Here is a 20,277-nt window from a genome sequence, read left to right as displayed (position 1 = left end):
GAAGCCAACGAACGCTAAAATACCTGGTATGGACAATTCAAACACACAGAATCAGCGTATCGCAAAAATGACCTTTGCCTCGGTCTACCCTTTGTATCTCGCAAAAGTCGAGAAGAAAGGCAGAACAAAAGAAGAATTGCATCAGGTCATACAATGGTTAACGGGCTTTGACAATAAGAAGCTGCAGCAACTTATAAAAGAAAATGTAACTTTTGAAACGTTCTTCCAACACGCAACGCTACATCCGAATGCGAACCTCATCACCGGGGTAATCTGCGGGCATCGTGTAGAAGAAATCGAAAATCCTTTGATGCAGCAGGTCCGGTACCTGGATAAATTAGTGGATGAATTGGCGAAGGGCAGGAAGATGGAGAAGATCTTGCGCGGATCGTAGGGTGAATTCATCCCCTATTCGTATCTTTAAAGCAGCGTTAATTCTTTGCAGGCAAATGACAGCGTTCCGATTCATCCCGGTGACACCTCATCCGATTTTGGGCCCATACATTGCGAAAATGTATGTGTTCGAAAGCAGCGGTCGTCTGCCCGCCCTGGATAGAAAACTGATCGTCCCAAATGCAAATTTTAAATTAACGCTTACTTATCGCAACGGGATCATGGCTACCATCGGGGGGAAGCCCTTCATCCAAATTGAAAATAAGCTAAGTTTCACCGGACTGATCGACTCCCCCGTAATGCTCGATCCGCAGGAAGATACACAGACCGGCACGATAATCATCGAGTTTAATCCCCTCGGAGCCTATCGATTATTTCATTTACCATACGCCGAGGTCAAGAATAGCATAGTGGGGATGGAAGACCTGATCGGCAACAGTGCAGAGGAACTTCAGTCGCAACTTGCTGAGGCAAGCGCTTTAAACCTGAAATTGCGGATCCTGCAGGATTTTCTCATCAAACGGTTGGAAAAATCCGCTCCGGACGCTATATACGATTATTGCATCAATCGTATAGCTGATTCAAAAGGGATGATCAGCGTGGCGCAGCTTGAAAAGGACACTGGCTATAGTGCGCGATGGCTTAATAGAAAATTTTCGGAACATTTGGGTACAGGACCCAAAAACCTTTCCGAAATAGTGAGGTTCAAGCAATTTTACCAGGTATATTCAACGGGTGTCAAATTGCAAAATTTAAAAGACCATATTTACCAGCTCTATTACGACCAATCCCATTTTCTCAGGTCATTTAAAAGGTTCACCGGTGCCACCCCTACCGACCTTCAAAACAGCCTAAACGAACTTGCCGCCAAACATTATACGAGTTGAGTTCCGATTCGTACAATACATAAGGATACGATCGTTCTACCTTTATTAAAAAACAAATAAAATGAAAAAGAACGATTTTACCAGCAGTATTTCTGCCGAGATCAGCGCAAACGAGGCCATCAGGAAGATCAGCAATGTACCGGAATGGTGGGGAATAACCTTTACCGGAAGCGCCCAAAATGAAAATGACACGTTTTCGGTTAAGATGGGCGGGGATTCTTTCTTTGACTTTACCGTAGCAGCGTTAATCCCCGGCAAAAGGGTTGTTTGGATTGTTACAGACTGCAATATGCCCTGGTATGCAGATAAAAAGGAGTGGGCCAACACCAAATTAATATTTGATCTCAATGAAAATGAAGGGGTAACAGAATTGAAGTTCACACATGAAGGTCTTACGCCGGACGTGGAATGTTACAAGGATTGTGAGCCCGGCTGGACCCACTGGATCCAAACAAGCTTGTTTTCCTATTTGACCAGCGGAAAAGGCGTTTTTAGAGCACCAACCAAGTGAGATGACAACCTAAGAATGATCATACGAGCCTATTGGGGTCGATACTCTTGTTGGGAGCATAGATCAGTTGCACCACGCCCGATTTGAATACTTTTGTTCCGGTCAGTTCCAGGTCCAGTTTGGCAGCTATATCAAACAAGGGCTTGCCGGCGCCCAATGCAGTTGGATGAACGGAAATCATGTATTCATCCACCAGGCCATTTTCTATAAACGTTTTGATCAGTTTAGCGCCTCCATACAGCCAGATATCTTTTCCGGGCTGGTTCCTGATCTTCTCTACCAGGGCTACTACGTCGGAGCTGATGAAGGTGGCTTTATCATCTGCTCTTGATTGGCTGGAGAAAACGAATTTTTCCTTGGACTGTATGGCTGCGTAAATCTGCTTCTCCATATCCGATGTAGATACGTCAGGCTGGTAATTGCCCCATTGATCATAACTCACGCGCCCATAGAAAATGGTGCCAATGGATTCCAGGAAGCTATCGAAATGCATATCCTCCTCTAGTATGCACCAGTCCAACTCACCATTCGCCCCTTCGATAAAGCCATCTAATGTCGTGGCTAAATTCAGTATTATCTTTCTCATATGGCAAAGGTAATATTGGGGGTATGAACTGGTTTGGAAAAAGGCGACAAAATTATAATCCGGACGGAGGCAGACCGGTGTACCGTTTTACGTCATTTGTTAAATGGGCGTGATCGTAGTACCCATATGCAACGGCAATGTCCAATAGGCCTTTGTGCTTTTTATTGCGTGTGATCTCCGAGAAGGCATGTTGAAACCTCGTGATGTTAATGAACTCTTTAGGGGTGATGCCGATATGCTTATGAAAACTTCTTTCCAGCTGCCGCCGTGTAGTGTGATTCTTTTTGGCCAGTGCGCCGACAGTGATTTGTCCCTTGGTTTCTTTAATGCATTTGACAATGGTGGAAAGGTCCTGCCTGGTTGTGTTGAGTCGCTTGAGAAAAAATGCGTTTAAGTCCGCAAACGACAGCTCCTGCATTTTGCTGGTGTCTGGCGCAAGTTCTTTCTCCAGTTCTACCGTCTGATCTGTAATTTCCGCCAGGGGCAGATAGTTATAAAACTGAGAGAAGGCGCCTGGTTTAAAGCACACCCCGATCAGGTGATGTTTTCCGTTAAAATAGGTTTCTTTATAAGAAGTCATGGCACCTACCAAATAAGGCACCCCGGGCTGCATGGCTACCAGGCCGTTGTCGGTGGTACATTTTTCGCCTACATTCAATACTAGGCCAGGGCTCCCATCCGGAAAAATCCTTTCAACCTGCATCTCGCTACCTGCGCTTTCTATTGACCAAAAGCAATCAATATAGTCCGCCAGTGCGTGATGTGGTATCACCTGTTTATAAATCATCATATTTATCCGGTCTTAGAGGTACAAGATCCATCTTTTTGGGCAATAAATAAATGATTCCATACTGTAGCCAAAAAGACAGGAACCTATATGACAGGATAACGATAACCGCCGTCCCGAGTTACTATAGCGGATCGTATTTCTTAACCCGGTGCAGCCTGCTGAACATCCGGCTTTTTGCCAGGAGGTTTAGCTTTTCGGTCAAATTTTCAGCGACTTCGGTCTTTGCCTCCATTTTCATGTCCGTCCGTTTATTTACCCTGCCTATCTTTGATTCCGTCAGCTGGGCCATAGCCGGCAGATAATGTTGGACGGACGTCCCTTGTTGAATTCTGCGTTGCATAATATTGTCTTTCTTTTGGTTAATGAATGCTGATCACTGCAACGTTACCATGTTACCGGGACGTTAATACGGACGCCTGTCATTGTCAGGAATGATTTTGATCAGTGTAACCCAGGAACCCTTGGGCAACTGATGCCAGAGTTATGGCCAGACAGCTCATTTGATGGAGAATCAGAGAGTTGTAAGATTATATTGAATATTGGCGGCACCCGGGGGATTGGGAGGAAAATGATCCATCTTTCTTCAAGCAAGCAATCTATTGATCGCTGTTCTTTGATTTTTTGAAACTGTCGTTAATATACACCAGTATATCCAGGTTGGTAGCCTTCCGGCAAAAATCATAGGATGGACGGTAACGCGCCGCGAATTGTTTCAGCGAGTCTCCCTGCAGATGCGTGAGACGGGATATATAGTCAGCGGAAAAGCGGAAGTCCACATAGTGCTGCTCCTCTTCCCGTATAATGCGCTTTTTTAGCTGCAGGCGTTGACGGACTTCCGAAGAGCCGTGGGGTATGACATTCAATTCGACGCCTACGCCGTCGCCTTGACGTCGGCGCTCAATCACCGGCTGAGGTTCCTGCTCGTAGATCCAGCTATAGATCTGCCTGCGTTCCAGGCTGTCCAGCTGATAATTGCTCAGACTGCCTACCGTCACAGCTTGTAATGAAACAGAACGCAAATCCAGCAAGACGGAAAACTCCGTTCCCAGCATCGCGGCGGTGACGGGAATGGTGTCCGTCTGGTAGCCGACGCAGGAGAAAATCACGGTATCTCCCGGCTGTGCCGCAATCCTGAAATTGCCCTTCTCGTCCGAAAGTTTGTGTTTCCGTTGCGTCGTGTTATATACATTCACGGAGACCAGGGTGTCCAGGCCGGCCCTGTTACGGACCTTTCCGGTGAGGAACTGTTGAGCAAAACCCGAAAAACCAGGGAGCACGAAGACTAACAGAAATGTGACATATCTCATAGTGGATGCGAAGTTACGGCAATTCAGTGTCGCACCCATCCCCTGGTCATTTATTATTGAGCTGTTCTGCCAACCCGATAAGAATCCCTTCGGTTCCGCGAATGTAGCAGAGCCGATAAGAGTCCTCGTACTGCACCACTTCGCCAACAAGCTTAGCGCCATGCCTGACGAGCCTGGATACCAGTTCATCAATGTCTGTGACAGCGAACATGACGCGCAGATAGCCAAGAGCGTTCACAGGAGCAGCCCGGTGATCTGAGATAGCAGGCGGGGTGAGAAATCGTGAGATCTCGAGCCGGCTGTGGCCATCAGGGGTGACCATCATAGCAATCTCTACGCGCTGGGCGCCCAGCCCGGTGATGCGACCAGCCCATTCTCCCTCGATTATGGTTCTCCCCTCCAGCTTCAGACCTATCTCCGTGAAAAAAGAGATGGCGTCATCAATGGATTCTACAACGATGCCGACGTTGTCCATTCTTAGTAATTTGTTTTTTTCCATAGTCTATTTACTTATTAATATTGAGTTGTGTATTAACAACTACGCAGGAAATTTGATGACTTACCCTAAGGTAATAAATAAAATAGCAGATACTTTAAATAAGTTGCCTGATAAAACCCAGGTATCGATAGCCCTTGTCAGGAAGAGGCAGGTTAGTTATCATGGACTGATCCGGCAAAATGGAAATATTGGCAAAGCCGATAATCATTCCTCTGCGTTTGAAATTGGCTCAGTTACCAAGGCATTCACGGGCAATATTCTGGCGCAGTTGCTAATTGAAAAAAAAGTTGGTCCGGACGATCCTGCTCAGAAATTTCTCTCCTTTCCATTGTTATATTCGCCGTCCTTTACCCTACGACATCTGGCCATGCATACTTCCGGTCTTCAACGGATGCCGCATGATTTCGATATTCAATCAAACTTCGATAAGGAAAACCCTTTCAGGAACTATACGGAGGACCAACTAATTTCCTATCTTACTCAAAACCTGCGCCTGGACAGCCAACCTGGAGAGAAACATCTTTATTCGAATCTGGGAGCGGGCTTATTGAGCTATATTATATCGAAGATTGAAGGAAAACCTTTTCCAAAAGTTGTAGCTGAGCGGATATTCATTCCTTTGAAGATGCATCACTCTACGTTCGATGTCCGTGAAGTCCAAACGGAAATGGTGAGGGGGATCGATGAGAAAGGCAACTTTTGTTCACACTGGGACGGGGGTATCCTCAATGGTTGCCTTGGCATTATTTCTACGGCAGAGGATTTGTCCAGATTTGCCATCATGGCGTGCGACCCAGACGACGTGGCTGCTACCCTGCAAGCAACTGAAACATTCCCAATAAACCATTTGGAAAGCTGCAATTTGGGATGGTATGAACTCCAGATCATGCCTGCAAATATCCGAATGCAGGGACTAAATGGTGGGACCGGAGGTTATGGCGCTTCCATTCTGCTTAACCGAAAGAGTAATTGTGCTATTATACTTTTATCAAATATATCGCCAGGACGGTACATGGAATTGATCTACCCGCTGGCAAAAGAATTATTGATCGAATTGTCAAATTGAGGGAAATAAAAAGCCGTCCCATTTTAATTATGAGACGGCTTCCTTTGTTTATTAAGACTATTTTGATCCTAATATCTGCAATCCTATCATCGTTTAAGTTGCAGCAACTTACCAGTTACATGTTCAGCACCCAGGCTAAATCTGTATATAAGGCCGGCATTTTTCTGGCCTGGCAAATTCAGGTCAAAATTGTTGACACCTGCAGGCACAAAGCCCTGGTATACAATTTTAACCCTTTGCCCAAGCGTATTAAATACTTCCAATGTCCCATTTCCAGCGTGCGCAGCGTTTACCACGAACTTCACGTGACTAGTGAATGGATTGGGATAAGCGTTTACACTCGTTTGATCTGATGCATTCTGAATGGGCTGCATTTGGGCAGTTTGAGCTTTAGAAACAGTGGAAACAGTTTGTTGAGGAGAACAATTGGACACAGCGTCACAATTAGCAGGCGCAGAAATACAACCATCAGAATTTTTAACCTGGATACTGGTGACTGATCCGGATCCAAGATTATTGAAAACTCCGGTTGTGTTGGTAAAGTCTGTCCCATCAATACTGTACGTAAAACCACTTCCACCAGTGGCATTTATTGTAACACTACCACTATTTGCACAAAGGGTAGGCTGAACCAGGCAAACAGTAAATGATGGCTTTGCCGGTTGTGCATTGATGGTTACACTTAAAGCAACAGAAGTACATCCGTTGGCATCGGTTGCTGTTACATCATACACACCAGGCGTTAATCCTGCAAATTCCGCTCCGGCGTGAGTAACGGCAGCTACTACGGGGTTGGTTCCTGTAACGGTATAGGAAGCCATACCAGTTGGAGCAGTCACTGTTATAGTGCCTGTTGTCACTAAACAGGTGGGTTGTGTTAGCGTTGCTGACGGCGTAGGAGGCGCCGCATTGATCGTTAAGCTCACGGGTGTTCTTGTAAGGCTTGAACAGGTCCCGTTGGATGACTGGGCGTAATAAGTAACTGTTCCTGTTGAACTCAGTGTGGGTGATGCCACTACAGAACCGCCAGATGCTGCATTATACCATGTAATTGTTCCGCCTGTCGCAGTTGCCGTTAATGTCTGAATCGGTGATTGCTGACATTGCGTTTGATCTCCGCCACTTGTTGGCGCTGCCGGTGCTGCATTGATCGTTAGGGACACTGGTGTTCTTGTAAGGCTTGAACAACTCCCGTTGGATGACTGAGCGTAATAAGTAACTGTTCCTACCGAACTTAGGGTGGGCGATGCAACTATAGAACCACCAGATGCTGCATTATACCATGTAATTGTTCCACCTGTGGCAGTTGCCGTTAATGTCTGAATTGGTGATTGCTGACATTGTGTTTGATCTCCGCCACTTGTTGGCGCTGCCGGTGCTGCATTGATCGTCAAGGTCACTGGCGTTCTCGTGAGGCTTGAACAGGTTCCATTAGATGACTGAGCGTAATAAGTAACTGTTCCTACCGAACTTAGGGTGGGTGATGCAACTACAGAACCCGCAGATGCTGCATTATACCATGTAATTGTTCCACCTGTGGCAGTTGCCGTTAATGTCTGAATAGGTGACTGCTGACATTGCGTTTGATCACCGCCAGTTGTTGGCGCTGCCGGTGCTGCATTGATCGTTAAGGTCACGGCGGTCCTTGGGCTTGTACAGGTTCCATTGGAGGCTTGAGCGTAATAAGTGATTGTTCCAACCGAACTCAGGGTTGGCGATGCAACTACAGAACCACCGGATGCTGCATTATACCACGTAATTGTTCCGGCTGTGGCAGTTGCAGTTGCCGTTAAAGTCTGAATAGGAGACTGGTGACATTGCGTTTGATCACCACCACTTGTTGGTGCCGCCAATGAACCCGTTGTGGTAATTGTCCTGCTTTTTACAACGGGTGTGGGGCAATTGTTTGCATCAGTAAGTGAAATATTATAAGTACCTGCCGCAAGGTTTGAAAAGGTTACTGAATCTCCTGCAGCGACAGAAACAGGCGTATTATTTCCTAATGCCACTTTGTAAGGCGCCTTACCACCAAATGGTTTCACTTTAATTGAACCCAAATTAGTACATGTAGCATTGGTAACATCGAAGTTGGCGTCTAATCCGGCGACAATATTAAGCAAAGGATTTGTTCCGCATTTCGGATTAATGGTAGAAGTGTTTGCCAGAAGCACGGGGCAAGTGGAACCTGGAGAAGCATCTGTCCATGCTTCCCATATATCGGTAAGCTCCAGTGATTGGCCACATTGGTAAGTAAGATTTCCGTAGAGATAAGAAGTGGTACTGTTCTTTGGTATAGTACTGAAACACATAGATATGGCAGTTTGCGAAGCAATTGAACCATTTGCGTTAATAATTGTCAAATTTGCCCAGAATGCAAAAGATGTTCTTGTAGAACCTGTTTTGTTGTTGATGCCCAGCGTCAATGGTTTCGTTATTGTTGTTCCCGGGGTGCAGGTTTCGCAAGGAGTAGAAGGCAATGTTGCGGCTACCAGGCTCAAATCTTTCGATGTGCAACTACTTGGAGAAGGAAACGTTTGTGCGACTACTGCTCCGGAAAAAAGTAAAATAAAAAATAAAAAAGTACATGCAAAGCTTCTAATATTTAAAGCATAAGGCTTCCATATTCTTGTATAAGAAAAAGAGAGGCCAAATTGGGTGAAAAGTCGCATGATGTTCTGGTTTAGAATTTAAATGACCACCGGATATATGGTATCTGGAATGGGGGATTGTTTACTATGAAGCACATAGGAAAATGTATTATTACAGGGGAGGTGATTTACATAATAAAATAATAAAGAGGAGAAAATTTAAACTATTGTTCAAATAGCCCTGGTTAAAAGTATGTTGAGCATACATATCCATAAAGATCTTCAATGACTAAAAAAATCATTACAATTTCTCATGCAAAAAAGAGGAATGGTCCGGTCTTGCTATAGGGATATATGGCACTACACGAAATGAAGTGTGAAGGAAATATGGTCTTAGGTTAAAACGATGAACTCAAAGGAGATACACAGATAAGGAGACACACAGATATGGAGATAGAAAATATGGTTTTCAAAAATGAATGAATGGATGAATCAGGTTCTCCCTTGGATATTTTAAAAGTAAATAAACCAATGCGCTAATGCACAACAAGGGAAATTGGAGATAATGATGAGTATGTGATTTGGAGTGTAAGTGTAGTACAAATATATAATAAACTTTTAATTCGTCAAGTTTTTTTTAATCAAAAATTAAGGGTAGAAATGTCAGGAACAATTATGGAATCAAATCTTCCTGGCATCATACCGCAAATCGCAATATGAAAAATAAGCTGATCGCCGTCTGTTTGGCATTTGGTTGCCAATGCGCCAGCCTCAACAACTGCCAGGCGCAAGTCAGGCAAGAAGAAGCATCTTTACAGATCACACCGGCCATTACCCGTAGACTGCTGGATAGTCTCGGGCAGGTGCTGTACAATCATTATATCTTTCCCGATACAGCCAGGAAGTGGGCCGCCTATCTCGAAGCGCAGTATAAAAAAGGCGCCTACGCCGGCATCAAAGATCCCAATGCCCTGGCTGACCGCCTTCAGCAGGACCTGCAAAAAGCCCATCACGACGGCCATTTTCGCCTGCTATATGCACCTGACATGGCCAGGCATCTGGCGGATACCACCCACATGGCCGAACGGCGGCGGGTCGGCGATTCCCTTCAGCTGATCAATATGCGGTCGCGGAATTTTGGATTCACAAAAGTGGAGATCTTACCTGGTAATATTGGCTATGTCAAGTTTAACGGTTTTGTCGGTTATCTGAATGAAGCCCGTCCCACCATCACCGGAGCCTTTCGGTTTGTCGCCAATACAAAAGCCCTAATTATCGATCTGAGGGACAACGGCGGCGGCAGTCCGGCAATGGTGAGCCAGATCGAAAGCTACTTTTTTCCGGTGAAGACCCATATGAACGACATAATCGATCGAAAAAATGGCACCAAGGTATTCTGGACGGATCCTTCCAAAGCCGACAGCGTACTTCTGCAGCAGCCCGTCTATATCCTCACGAGCCGGCTCACTTTTTCAGGTGCGGAGGATTTTTCCTACGGAATGCAGACCGTCCACCGGGCCGTCATCGTCGGCGATACCACCGGCGGCGGCGCCCATCCTGTCGGGCCTGTGCCTGTCGTGCTGGGGTTTGTAGCCAATATTCCTTTAGCGCGTTCCCTGAACCCTTATACGCATACCGACTGGGAAGGCACCGGGGTCATTCCGGATATTCCTGCCCGTTCTGCGGAGGCGCTGGAAGCGGCAGAGAAGGCCATCATCACAGAATGGTCACAAACGGCGGCCACCAGTGAGGAAAAAGCACAGGCGCAATGGCAACTCGACGACCTGCTCGGCAGGAGTTTGCAGGAAAACCGGGACCCGGCTTCCCTCACCCCCTATATCGGGACATACCAGGGCGGACTGGTCTTCTATACTGATCCATCGGGCTTTTACTGCCGAAATGCCGAGCGGGGCAATCAGATCTTTAAGTTGAATCCGGTGTCCAATGACAAATTCATTCTTGATGAGAATGTCCACGTAGCCTTTACAAAAGATGATAAGGGAAATGTCACGGGCATCGACATGTTGTGGAGCGATGGGCGGCAGTCCCATAAGGCAAAAGAAAAATGACATTATTGTGAGAGAAATCCCCACCGTCATCGCCTTCCTGAAGCAAGCGGGGTGATTCAACTATTTTATTAAAGGAACAAAGCCCACTTCTTATACAAGCTTTCACAGATCGTTATTACATCGCCAACAGGCTTCTCCGAAAAGTGCTGGTCTCCGCCCCTTTTATTGGTCCATTGCCAGTCAAATGCCGCCCGCTGCTTGTCGAACGCTTGCAAATCAGGTTCGCTGCCGGTCTTTATCGTCTTGCGCAAGGCTTCAAAAAACAGCTCCCAGCGCATCTTGTAGAAAGATTTCACCAGTCCCGACCAATCTTTCGCCGCATAATCGGTGATCATATTCCCCTCCCCGCCCCAGGTAGTGATCAATACCCTCGCGTTCTTTTCATAATAATCCTTCTGAGCCTCTGTTACGCCGAAATCCCGCGCCTGTTTGATCCAGGATCCAAGCAATAACTCATGCTGCGTAGCTTCCAATGCATCCACATCATCGCACAACAATGAAAAGAGGCCGGCAAATTTCTCAAACGCCTTTTCATCCTTTGCATAATAGGCCTTCGCTATGGAATCCCGGAAGGAAGCAGCCAGGTTGACCAATACCTGCTTTTCCAGCACCGCCAGGTCCCGGAGATAACCCGGGTTGGATTTGGACTGGGAATCCGCCAGCAGGAAACAGGGAAGGATACCTGCCAGGGCGCTGTAATCGTAATTGCTTAATGAGGAATAGTATCCATGACCTTTCAGCATCGGCCTGGACTGGATAATGTTGCCTAACCCCACCCCGGAGACTTGTTTATTATAGACCACCGGCAGCAGTTTCGTCCAGGCCGCTTCTATGACAGGGTCGGGATGACCGCAGCGGCTATCCGCATAGCCCCTGATCCATTCGCCGGCATTCCTGGCGCCCGTATTCCAGGCGTAATCATATAGCCATTCAAACATGAACTCATTGACGCCAAAGCCTTCGAGCGTCGCGCCGATGCCGATCATTTGCCGCCTGTTAGGATCCTGCTCCGCGGCAGGTAATATTTTAGCTACATTTAAGAGCGGCGCGGCAAGCTGCGTATTCCCGCCGAAATTTCCCAGGTAGCACCAAACATAAGGAGCATTAAAGAAGCCATCTGTCATGCGCCATATCTCAGTTTGCTCGCAGAAATAATCCAGCAGCAGCATCTTATTGGGCGGTACGGCCCGTATCATCGCCTCCAGCCGTGGGTTCGTCCAATGGCTGCGATCATTATAGAATGTCCATCCCATTTGCACCCACACCGCTTGGGGATCGATCGCCTTCATACCACTGTAGATGGTCCTCGAGACACTGGCAAGATAGTCCGGCTCCCAGTTGGGAGGCTCCATCTCATTGAATGGGTCCGCGCCATAATAGTGGTCCGTGCCCAATAGCTTTTGCTGCTCGCTCAGGTATGCTTGCTGAATTTTTACAAACAAAGGGTCCATAGGGTCCAAAAAGAACGCGTCATTCTCAGGCCCTGTCTCATAAGATCCCAGGTCCGTGATCTTCATGCCGGGATACTTATTTTTCAGATCTTTGGGCACATGACCTGCAAATGCAGGCAGGATCGGCCTCATTCCGAAACCCCGCTCCCGCGCTACTATTTTCTGCTGCAGGGCAAACTGATCGTCTATAAAGCTTTGCGGCAGAGGCCCCAGCCACCTGTCCAGGTTGCCCATTCTTTGCCACGGCAAATGTGCCGGACCGGTGAAAAAGTGGCGCGTCTGCTCATCCGTCATGCCAAACCGCTTCCAAACCCTTTGCCAGATATATTCCTGTCCCGTGATAGCCAATGGCATATTAATCCCGTTGAGCGCCATCCAATCGATCGCCCGCTCCCAATCCGACCATTTCCACCACAGCGTCGTATAGCCGGAAGTACAGTAGTTCAGGAAAAAGCGGTTTTCAAAACGGCAGGCCTGCCCGACCGGAGTATCCACCCTGGGCAGCAATTGAGGTACAATTACTGGGTCCGCCGCATACCATCCGACCGTGGCATGACAATAATGATTGAGGTAATAGTTAAAGCCCTTCGACAGGGACAATGCACTCGTCCCGCTGATCAGGATATGGTCTCCCCTGCTTGCGAGCAGAAAGCTGTCTTTCCCGTTCTTAACGGTCAGGAGCTCCAATGTAAAAAAAACTGATTTACCCGGAAGGAGCCGCTCTATCATTTCCCTGACTTCCCTGACATTCGCCTTGTCGCCCGGCGACTGCGGCTCCCCACGGACATTAGATCCAATAAATACACTCACGAACAGGAGGAAAATTGTCAATTTCGCTACCAACCTTGTCGATAAAATAATAAGCATGCATCAAATTATTCGGTTAAAAATGCCGAAACCATAGAGACTATCAAAAGCGGCTTGATCATTGTCACGCAGCAACTTTAGCAATAGTTCATCAGTATGGGAGGCATACAGAGCCATAGAGCTTCATCCGTACAATAATACGGGGAATAGCTGACCTATATATGAAAGGGTGAATATATGAGAAGCTTAGGTTAATAACCGGTTCTTCCATCGATCACCCGCAGCGATTTTTTCTCATTTGCTCAGGATCTTGGCGGTATCAGCCTATTACGGGCACAATAAAAGCTCCGCGCTCAGGCCCTGCCCCGACCACCGAAATACAGACCTTATCACCCGGCGCCACCACACCGGAGGCTATATCATCGTCCAGCAGCTTGATGGTGCTGGTGCTTACCAGGTTGCCGTACTTTACTACATTAATGCCCAGTTTACCCCGATCGATGCCATGGTCTTTTATTAAAGTATCCAGGAATGCATTGGTCAGTTGGGGGCTCGCCTGATGCGTGTATATTTTTTTTACCGTGGTTAAATAATCAGGTTGCAGGGCCATCAATTGCCGGTGATTCAGCGTCATTCCCTTGATATAATATTCTTTGATCTTCGAACCGGCCATGGCAAAACAGGACAACGCCTCACAGTTGGCCGTACCGGGTGGATCCCAGGCACCGCCGCCGGTGTAATGGATCAACGGATCGTCAAATCCTTCTTCGTGCCCAAAATTTTCCGAATCCCGTGAATAAAATGAATAGCCGGTGGGCCTGTCCTGTTTATTCAGCACAACGGCGGACACCCCATCCGAGAAAAGCGCTGCGGACATCCATAAGGATTTTCCCAGTGGATGGACAGCATTATTCTTATACACGCTTGTTTGGGTATACAGGCTGCTCAGGCTATAGGAGATCAGCAATATTTTCTTTGCCATCATTTGAGCAGCCAGCGCCATGGCACGGGCATATCCGGCACAACCTGCCCCGAGTACTATCGGCACAATATTATCCCTGAGCCCGATGCCCTTGTACAACAAAAACGCATCCTGGTCCAGTTGTACCATGAAGGGCGAACAGGTGATAATAATTGCCGCATCTATGTCACGGGCATCCACGTTAGCTCTTTGCAGTGCCTCTTTGGTAGTCTTTACAACCACCTGGGGATCTCTGAAAACATCCGGCGCCCAGCTTTTTGATTTGATGCCAAGGATCTTTTCTACCATTTTACCATCTAAGAACCTGCCCTCTGTTTGCCGGTCGGGAACCTTGTAAGCATCCGCCCATTCGTCAATGCTGGTAGGTTCGGCTACGAAAGAACTAACCCCTGAAATCACCACGTTGATCTGAGACATAAGATTTTTTTACTAATTGTGAATTAAATAAGACGTTCTCCATGATTTTCAGTAGGCAAACCAATCCTTTATTTTTTGATGATCTTTTGATATTGTATCTGATCCTGCTGCGCGATGCCGATGAGATAGACTCCAGCGGCGAACCTGCCAAGGTCAATGGTCATACGGGGACCCGTCACAGGCAACTGCATCAGCAACTTCCCGTCAAGGGAGAGCAGGTCAACCCGTGTGCCCGGCTCCAATCCCGCTACTGTTACAAACTGCTCTGTCGGATTAGGGAACACCTGTACCTGCCTGTTTGCGTCAACCCGGATAAACCTTATTTCCGAGTAAGTCGCCTTTCCGTCGAGGTCCACCAGTTTGAGGCGATAGTAATGAAGGCCAGGCCCTACGGATGCATGGAGGAACCCGTAGTCATTCACACCCGGCCTGTTAGTAGCGGCCTCCTCGCCGATGTCTTCGAAGGATTGCCCAGACGAGCTATGCTGTACGATAAACCGGCTGACATTGACCTCCTCCGAAGTCTCCCAATTGATAGCAGCATCTCCGCCTTGCTTCGTTACAGTAAATTTCAGTAGTTGCAGCGGCAAGGCCTTACCGTCACCCGAAGTGACAGTAAAGGGAGAGAAAGTGGTGTAGCCTGCCTGGGACTTGCTGAATTGCCCGTTGCTGTCAGCTATGGCAGGGGCGATGTCTCCCAGCAGCCAGGAGCCGGAATAATGCGCCAGTCTGGCAAGGCTGCTGTCGAAGCCGGGCAGTTGTTCGGCATGGCTCCAGAATAATTCCAGGGTGGCATTGCTGCCCCCGGGCGTCTGTTCTTCCACGAGCCAGGTGCGTTTGACATTAGCGACACGTAAGCTATCTCCACTGATGCCCTTCGTGAGCACATAAGGCAAGACCCGTACGGAGAAATTATCCGGCGTTCCCGTGTTGTTGATCTTCACGAAATTGGGGCTGGTGAGGGATGTTCCCACGGGGAAGGTATTGAGCGCATTGCCGTTGATGAGACGCAGGCGACCGCCCCCATCGGTGATGACAAAATGTGCCGTGTCGAAATTTATCACATTGCCGTTGACGATGAGATCGTAGTCACCCAGCACCAGTTTGCCGCCGATCCATCCCGGTAACAAATCTGCCGCGCCGGCTTTCATATCCAGGTCGCCGCCGACAGTTATGGGCGCCTTCAACTTCACCACCGTGCTGAAAGAGAGGGTATCGTCGTTGTTGAAGAGGTCGAATTCCATGGGACTGCTGTTCACGATTTGAGCGATGACTGTACCCTGGTTCACTCCGAAGAGCATTTTCCTGCTGACCACCGTACTGGCTCCTGCGGCCAGGGTAAATGGCACGCTGTCCATGGCGGTTAGCCCATTGCCTGCGTCGAGGATAAGGAAGCGCACCCAGGCCGAGCCCTGTTGCGAGCCATTGTTCGTAATGGCATAGGAGATGAGCACGCTGTCGCCCTTCCTGAATCCATTAGGGTTAAAGCTGATCGCCCCCGCATGGCTCCTGGCAAGGTCCGGCGCATCGCCCACGATCAGCGATCGGGTGGCCAGGTTATTGTCTTCTCTTTCTTCCACCAGCGTATTGCCCGGGTCTACTACGATCTTCATCACTTTGACGCCTGTGATGAGAGAGGAATAGGGTGCGGTGGCAGCCACCGTCGTATCGCGTCCCGGCTGTAAGGCATTCAGCGGCACGTCTGCACCCAGTTGGATATCGTCCACCATGAATCGCATCACGTTGGCCTGGCTGGCCTTCAACCCTACATTCTTCACTGTACCCACGATACTGATGGCCTGACCTGGATTGGGATTGAGGCTGCTGGGTGAAATATACTGGGATAAGACCTCCAGGTCGGGATTGGTCTCCACAACGCGGATATAGAAATTGCCCGCATTATTTCCTTCTTTGGCCTCGCAAATACTGTTCGCGGTGTCGGCTTCCACTTTGACGGTGTAGTTACCGGCCGTGGTAAAAGTGTAGCTGAAAGAACCCGGGGAGGCAAAGGGTTCGCCGGCCCTGATCAGCCCGATACTGTCGGTCCCGATCGGGACCCCGCTCAGGGTGTACCTCACCGTTACTCCATGGATATCCCGGGAACCGATGTTGCGGACCAGGGGACTGAATACGGTATTGGCGCCGACCCGCACCACTACCGGGTTCGCGGCGGAACCTGCCTCGGAAGACAGCATGTAGGGCGCCAGGTCGGACCCGAAGGGTAGCTGACTGGTATTGTTGGCCTTGGATGACTCAGGTACCATATTGGTCGCATCTGCGGTGACCTCGATGACGACAGGGCAATCGCGTTCAGCCGTCGTTACGGTATAAGGCGCCGACAGTACCGTGATGCTGTCCTTTTCGCCGACCCGGGCTACGCTGATAGTTGACCCTATCTGCACGCCGTTGGCGCTGAACGAGACCTGGAAAGGCCCTGTGCGGCTACCTGAATTCCTAATGGTCGCACTGAAGGTCACTGTCGAGCCAATGGTTGCCGAAGCAGAGGATGGTTTGATCGTGCCGACGGTGAGATCCGCCGGGGGGACCACCAGCCTGGTCTCGAATACATTATTCGTCTCATCCTGCTCCGACACTACTCCGGCTGCATCCGTGACGATGGAGATATAATGGTCGCCGATGGTCATGGTGGAATCGCTGAAGCTAAAACTCTTCAGCGTCCTGCCGGCCAATGTTCCCACCGAATAGCTCTTGATGAGCTTCTTTGCGCCGCCAGGGATGGAATCCCATATCTCCACCGTATGCGGCCCGGCCTCGCCGCATTTAATATTTGCATCGGCAAAACTGAAGGAGGTGAACCCAGTCTGTGAAAATCCCTGGATGGTAAGGTCTGGGCTATTCGCCTCGGCCAGCATGGTGGTCGTTCCGGTACCGGTGATGGTAGTGAAGACCCCATGATAGAAATTGTCCTCGTTCTGGAAGAACTCGTCATAGACATAGGACTGCTCTGCCGTGATGATATTGGGACCGGTGGTGTCCAGGCTGATATTCACCGGTATGGTCTTGCTGTCGCCGGGGCTGGTGGAGCCATCTGCGCTCCAGTATGTCTGGATGAGCACGCCATTCTGGAAGATCTTCACGGTGTCTTTCTGAATATTGTCCCATAAGGACCACATATTATTGATATCGCGGGCACGGTAGGTCACCGTGACATTGACGCTGCCGGTGGCGCCCTTCATCAGGCTGCAGGGAGCGCTGCTGAAAGCGGATGCAACGGATACGCCGGGTTGAGGCGTTACGGCACAGGCATTCGCGGCAGGGCATGGTATATTAATGCTATTTGCTTTGGGGAGGCTGGTAAAAGTAAAGTCCGTGACCGACACCGTATAGGCGAGCGCAGCGCCGCAGGCCGGGTTACTCAGCAGGTAACTATAGTTGCCGTTGGCATCTGTCGTCGTCGTGAAAGTCCGGGTGCCGATGGTGATCGTCACTTCCCCACCTGCTACGGCTGTGGGAGAGCTGGCACCATAATACGCCGCCGTACCGCTGATCAGCAGGGCTTGCGGACAGGATTGGAGGCTGGCTGTCGTGGTGATATTGATCCCTCCGGGCAGTACGACTTTGCCCACGTTCACAGGCCGGATGGCGTAGTTGTTGAGATAGTTGGATTCAGTAAGCGTGCGGGCGCTGTCGATCCATACCTTGATAGGATAAAAGCCGTCCGTAGGAAAGGAGAAGACCTTCGTCACCGTACCGCTGCTATAAGCGCCCACGCTGGGGATCACCGCGCTGTCCAGCAGGATGGTATCCTTATAGAATTTCACAGGGACATTGGTGACAGAATAAGCGCTGCTGTTGCTAATATTGGCTGTCAGCGTGAACGCTTCGCCCGGCAGGGGGTTGGCCTTGCTGAATGAGATGTCGCTGGCGAATATTTTCAGGTCCAGCAACTGGTAGGTGATGATGGGGCCGCTCTTATAGGCGGTATTGCCCGAAGCCGCCGCGTTGCCCTGGTCGTCCACTGCGAAGAACTGGTAACCAAGCGTACTGCTGTAATCCGATAAGTTCACCGAATAGGTAAAGACGACGCCGGCTGCATAGTCCGTGCTGGTGTCCTGCTTTGTCATAGTATAGCGCCCTTCTCCGGCATCGGTGAAATCGCCGTCACCATTCCTGTCGATGCCCAGTTGGGGATATTGTGCCTGGGGTGGCCGGCCGTCGGCGGACTTATATACGATCTTATAGGTATACAATCCCGGTTGTCCTGCATCGGCGTTGACGCCGCGGATGCCGCCGTAAGGCGCTGCGGCCACATAGTTCAGGGCGGGCGGGATGCCGGCCAGAAAACCTTTGCCCGTGACGACTACGGTTACGGTATCGGGTCCCCCGGCATTGGAGACGATCCTGATGCGGCTGCTGTACGAGGCGACAGCCGTGGGCGTAAAGGTCACAGGCAGGTGGATGGAGCCGCCGGCGGGAATAGAGGCGCCCGGGGTAAAACTGGTTGTAAAGGCCGGGTCGGTGCTGAGAACGTTACTCAGCACTACGGGAATGCTCCCGGTGTTGTTGATGGTGAAAGTGAAGCTGGAAGACTGCCCTGTCTGTACACTACCATAGTCGTGGCCGCCGGCGGGACTGAGGGCCCAGGAAGGCAGCTCCACGCCTACATGGAAGCTGTCGATTGCTGTGTGACTCCAGCGTCCTTCCTGGTTTTTCGTGCGTAGGTATAACGTATGCTTCCCGTCGGAGAGGCTCCCGGTGGCAACGGTGATGGAAGTACTGGCAAGGTCGACACCGGGCGTGAGAGCGATGGCCGTGGCGTTGCCGGCGCCCGGATCGGTGTCGATAAAGTATTCGGCGCGAACAATGTTCTGCGTGGCCGCGGGGGCCGGGGGATAGGAGTAGTCCAGGTTAACGATCATATCTTTTTCCGCAGTGAGGCTCCATGAACCATCGAGGTTCTTTGTGCGGAAATAGAGACGGTGGGTGCCAACGGAAAGACCCGCCGTGCTGACCGTGGCAGACAGATTGGCCAGGTCCACGCTCCCGCCAACCGCAATAGCCGAGCCGTTGCCGGCGCCCGGATCGCTGTCAAAGAAATATTCTGCGACTATGATATTCTTCGCGGCGGCGGGGGCAGAGGGATAGGAGTAGTCCAGGTTAACGATCATATCTTTTTCCGCAGTAAGGCTCCATGAACCATCGAGGTTCTTTGTTCGGAAATACAGACGGTGGGTGCCAACGGAGAGACCCGCCGTGCTGACCGTGGCAGACAGATTGGCCAGGTCCACGCTCGCGGTAACCGCAATGGCCGAGCCGCCGCCGGCGCCCGGATCGGTGTCAAAGAAATATTCCGCGGCTATGATATTCTTCGCGGCGGCGGGGGCCGGGGGGTAAGGGAGATCGAAGTTTATGATAAAGTCTTTTTCCGCGGTAAGGCTCCAGCGGCCCTCGTTGTTCCCGCTGCGGATATACAGCCGATGGGTTCCGTTGGAGAGGTTGGCCGTGTTGACGGAGACGGTGATACCCGCCAGGTCCAGTCCAGCCGTGAGGGGGATGGCGACGCCCGCACCAGGGCCTGGGTCGGTGTCGATGAAATACTCCGCCCTGGTAATATTCTTCGGGGCAGGCGATGCCGTAACATAGGGGGGATCCGAACTATAGAGGAAATCCTTCTCATTGGTAATGCTCCAGTAGCCTGAAGCATTCCTGGTCCGCAGGAACAGCCGGTGCACTCCATTGCTCAATCCGTTGACGTTGATGAGAGCGCCGATATTGTTGATATCTATGGCCGCGCTGACGGATATTGCCGTGGCGGAACCCGGCCCGGGGTCATTGTCGACAAAATATTCCGCTGACGTGATATTCACTTGTGCGGCAGGCGCCGGGGGGTAAGCCGGGTCCTGGGCTTGAGCGGCAAAAGCCAGCCCCAACGCCAAAAGGAGTTGTAAATATTTTTTCATCGT

General features: G+C 49.9%; 14 protein-coding genes. 5 read left to right on the top strand and 9 right to left on the bottom strand.

What is annotated here, in order from left to right; all coding sequences use genetic code 11:
- The first annotated feature begins 28 nt into the window (after nucleotides 1-28).
- The 3 genes from Q4E93_RS00530 (at nucleotide 29) to Q4E93_RS00520 (ending at nucleotide 1,791) form a co-directional block, all read left to right on the top strand.
- Nucleotides 29-394, top strand: coding sequence for a DUF2200 domain-containing protein (locus Q4E93_RS00530; protein ID WP_303582093.1), 366 nt, complete (start codon nucleotides 29-31; stop codon nucleotides 392-394).
- Nucleotides 345-1,280, top strand: coding sequence for a helix-turn-helix domain-containing protein (locus Q4E93_RS00525; protein ID WP_368501843.1), 936 nt, complete (start codon nucleotides 345-347; stop codon nucleotides 1,278-1,280). Before Q4E93_RS00530 ends, Q4E93_RS00525 begins: the two co-directional genes overlap by 50 nt.
- A gap of 61 nt (nucleotides 1,281-1,341) precedes the next feature.
- Nucleotides 1,342-1,791, top strand: coding sequence for an SRPBCC family protein (locus Q4E93_RS00520; protein WP_303582089.1), 450 nt, complete (start codon nucleotides 1,342-1,344; stop codon nucleotides 1,789-1,791).
- Nucleotides 1,792-1,810: 19 nt separating this feature from the next.
- Here the strand turns inward: Q4E93_RS00520 and Q4E93_RS00515 are convergent, their stop codons facing one another.
- From Q4E93_RS00515 to Q4E93_RS00495, 5 genes are all read right to left on the bottom strand, one after another.
- Nucleotides 1,811-2,377: a dihydrofolate reductase family protein gene (locus Q4E93_RS00515; RefSeq protein ID WP_303582087.1), complete on the bottom strand. Its 567-nt coding sequence runs from the start codon at nucleotides 2,375-2,377 to the stop codon at nucleotides 1,811-1,813.
- A gap of 52 nt (nucleotides 2,378-2,429) precedes the next feature.
- Entirely contained in the window at nucleotides 2,430-3,167 is a 738-nt protein-coding gene (locus Q4E93_RS00510; protein ID WP_303582085.1) for an AraC family transcriptional regulator, read from the bottom strand.
- Between the two features lie 121 nt (nucleotides 3,168-3,288).
- Nucleotides 3,289-3,507 (bottom strand): hypothetical protein, encoded by a 219-nt coding sequence (locus Q4E93_RS00505; protein WP_303582083.1) that lies wholly within the window; start codon nucleotides 3,505-3,507, stop codon nucleotides 3,289-3,291.
- A gap of 256 nt (nucleotides 3,508-3,763) precedes the next feature.
- Nucleotides 3,764-4,474 carry a carboxypeptidase-like regulatory domain-containing protein gene (locus Q4E93_RS00500; RefSeq protein ID WP_303582081.1) on the bottom strand — a complete coding sequence of 237 codons (711 nt, stop codon included), beginning with the start codon at nucleotides 4,472-4,474 and terminating at the stop codon, nucleotides 3,764-3,766.
- A 46-nt stretch (nucleotides 4,475-4,520) separates the two neighbouring features.
- Nucleotides 4,521-4,949: a VOC family protein gene (locus Q4E93_RS00495; protein ID WP_303582079.1), complete on the bottom strand. Its 429-nt coding sequence runs from the start codon at nucleotides 4,947-4,949 to the stop codon at nucleotides 4,521-4,523.
- Here Q4E93_RS00495 and Q4E93_RS00490 point away from each other — a divergent pair.
- Entirely contained in the window at nucleotides 4,918-6,039 is a 1,122-nt protein-coding gene (locus Q4E93_RS00490) for a serine hydrolase domain-containing protein (protein ID WP_303582077.1), read from the top strand. The genes Q4E93_RS00495 and Q4E93_RS00490 overlap by 32 nt on opposite strands.
- Nucleotides 6,040-6,125: 86 nt before the next feature.
- On the opposite strand, the gene Q4E93_RS00485 is transcribed toward Q4E93_RS00490, so the two are convergent.
- Nucleotides 6,126-8,708, bottom strand: coding sequence for an Ig-like domain-containing protein (locus Q4E93_RS00485; RefSeq protein WP_303582075.1), 2,583 nt, complete (start codon nucleotides 8,706-8,708; stop codon nucleotides 6,126-6,128).
- Nucleotides 8,709-9,343: 635 nt separating this feature from the next.
- On the opposite strand from Q4E93_RS00485, the gene Q4E93_RS00480 reads away from it, so the two are divergent.
- Nucleotides 9,344-10,696 (top strand): S41 family peptidase, encoded by a 1,353-nt coding sequence (locus Q4E93_RS00480; RefSeq protein WP_303582073.1) that lies wholly within the window; start codon nucleotides 9,344-9,346, stop codon nucleotides 10,694-10,696.
- Between the two features lie 68 nt (nucleotides 10,697-10,764).
- On the opposite strand, the gene Q4E93_RS00475 is transcribed toward Q4E93_RS00480, so the two are convergent.
- The 3 genes from Q4E93_RS00475 to Q4E93_RS00465 all read right to left on the bottom strand — a co-directional run bounded on the left by Q4E93_RS00475 (nucleotide 10,765) and on the right by Q4E93_RS00465 (nucleotide 20,274).
- Nucleotides 10,765-13,014, bottom strand: a complete 2,250-nt coding sequence (locus Q4E93_RS00475; protein WP_303582071.1) for an alpha-N-acetylglucosaminidase — start codon at nucleotides 13,012-13,014, stop codon at nucleotides 10,765-10,767.
- Between the two features lie 259 nt (nucleotides 13,015-13,273).
- Nucleotides 13,274-14,353 carry a 3-oxoacyl-[acyl-carrier-protein] synthase III C-terminal domain-containing protein gene (locus tag Q4E93_RS00470; RefSeq protein ID WP_303582069.1) on the bottom strand — a complete coding sequence of 360 codons (1,080 nt, stop codon included), beginning with the start codon at nucleotides 14,351-14,353 and terminating at the stop codon, nucleotides 13,274-13,276.
- 68 nt (nucleotides 14,354-14,421) lie between these two features.
- A complete protein-coding gene (locus tag Q4E93_RS00465; RefSeq protein WP_303582067.1) occupies nucleotides 14,422-20,274 on the bottom strand; it encodes a CARDB domain-containing protein in 5,853 nt (1,950 codons plus the stop codon).
- Nucleotides 20,275-20,277: the final 3 nt, after the last annotated feature.

This window comes from Flavitalea plasmicola (genome assembly GCF_030546645.1).
Taxonomy (GTDB): Bacteria; Bacteroidota; Bacteroidia; order Chitinophagales; family Chitinophagaceae; genus Puia.
Note: the sequence above shows the minus strand (reverse complement) of the source record. Positions and strands in the feature narration are given on the sequence as shown.

Bases quoted from the DNA above. Each gene is read 5' to 3' on its own strand.
- Q4E93_RS00530 (WP_303582093.1), top strand. From the start codon at position 29: ATGGACAATTCAAACACACAGAATCAGCGTATCGCAAAAATGACCTTT.
- Q4E93_RS00525 (WP_368501843.1), top strand. From the start codon at position 345: ATGAATTGGCGAAGGGCAGGAAGATGGAGAAGATCTTGCGCGGATCGT.
- Q4E93_RS00520 (WP_303582089.1), top strand. From the start codon at position 1,342: ATGAAAAAGAACGATTTTACCAGCAGTATTTCTGCCGAGATCAGCGCA.
- Q4E93_RS00515 (WP_303582087.1), bottom strand. From the start codon at position 2,377: ATGAGAAAGATAATACTGAATTTAGCCACGACATTAGATGGCTTTATC.
- Q4E93_RS00510 (WP_303582085.1), bottom strand. From the start codon at position 3,167: ATGATGATTTATAAACAGGTGATACCACATCACGCACTGGCGGACTAT.
- Q4E93_RS00505 (WP_303582083.1), bottom strand. From the start codon at position 3,507: ATGCAACGCAGAATTCAACAAGGGACGTCCGTCCAACATTATCTGCCG.
- Q4E93_RS00500 (WP_303582081.1), bottom strand. From the start codon at position 4,474: ATGAGATATGTCACATTTCTGTTAGTCTTCGTGCTCCCTGGTTTTTCG.
- Q4E93_RS00490 (WP_303582077.1), top strand. From the start codon at position 4,918: ATGGATTCTACAACGATGCCGACGTTGTCCATTCTTAGTAATTTGTTT.
- Q4E93_RS00495 (WP_303582079.1), bottom strand. From the start codon at position 4,949: ATGGACAACGTCGGCATCGTTGTAGAATCCATTGATGACGCCATCTCT.
- Q4E93_RS00485 (WP_303582075.1), bottom strand. From the start codon at position 8,708: ATGCGACTTTTCACCCAATTTGGCCTCTCTTTTTCTTATACAAGAATA.
- Q4E93_RS00480 (WP_303582073.1), top strand. From the start codon at position 9,344: ATGAAAAATAAGCTGATCGCCGTCTGTTTGGCATTTGGTTGCCAATGC.
- Q4E93_RS00475 (WP_303582071.1), bottom strand. From the start codon at position 13,014: ATGCTTATTATTTTATCGACAAGGTTGGTAGCGAAATTGACAATTTTC.
- Q4E93_RS00470 (WP_303582069.1), bottom strand. From the start codon at position 14,353: ATGTCTCAGATCAACGTGGTGATTTCAGGGGTTAGTTCTTTCGTAGCC.
- Q4E93_RS00465 (WP_303582067.1), bottom strand. From the start codon at position 20,274: ATGAAAAAATATTTACAACTCCTTTTGGCGTTGGGGCTGGCTTTTGCC.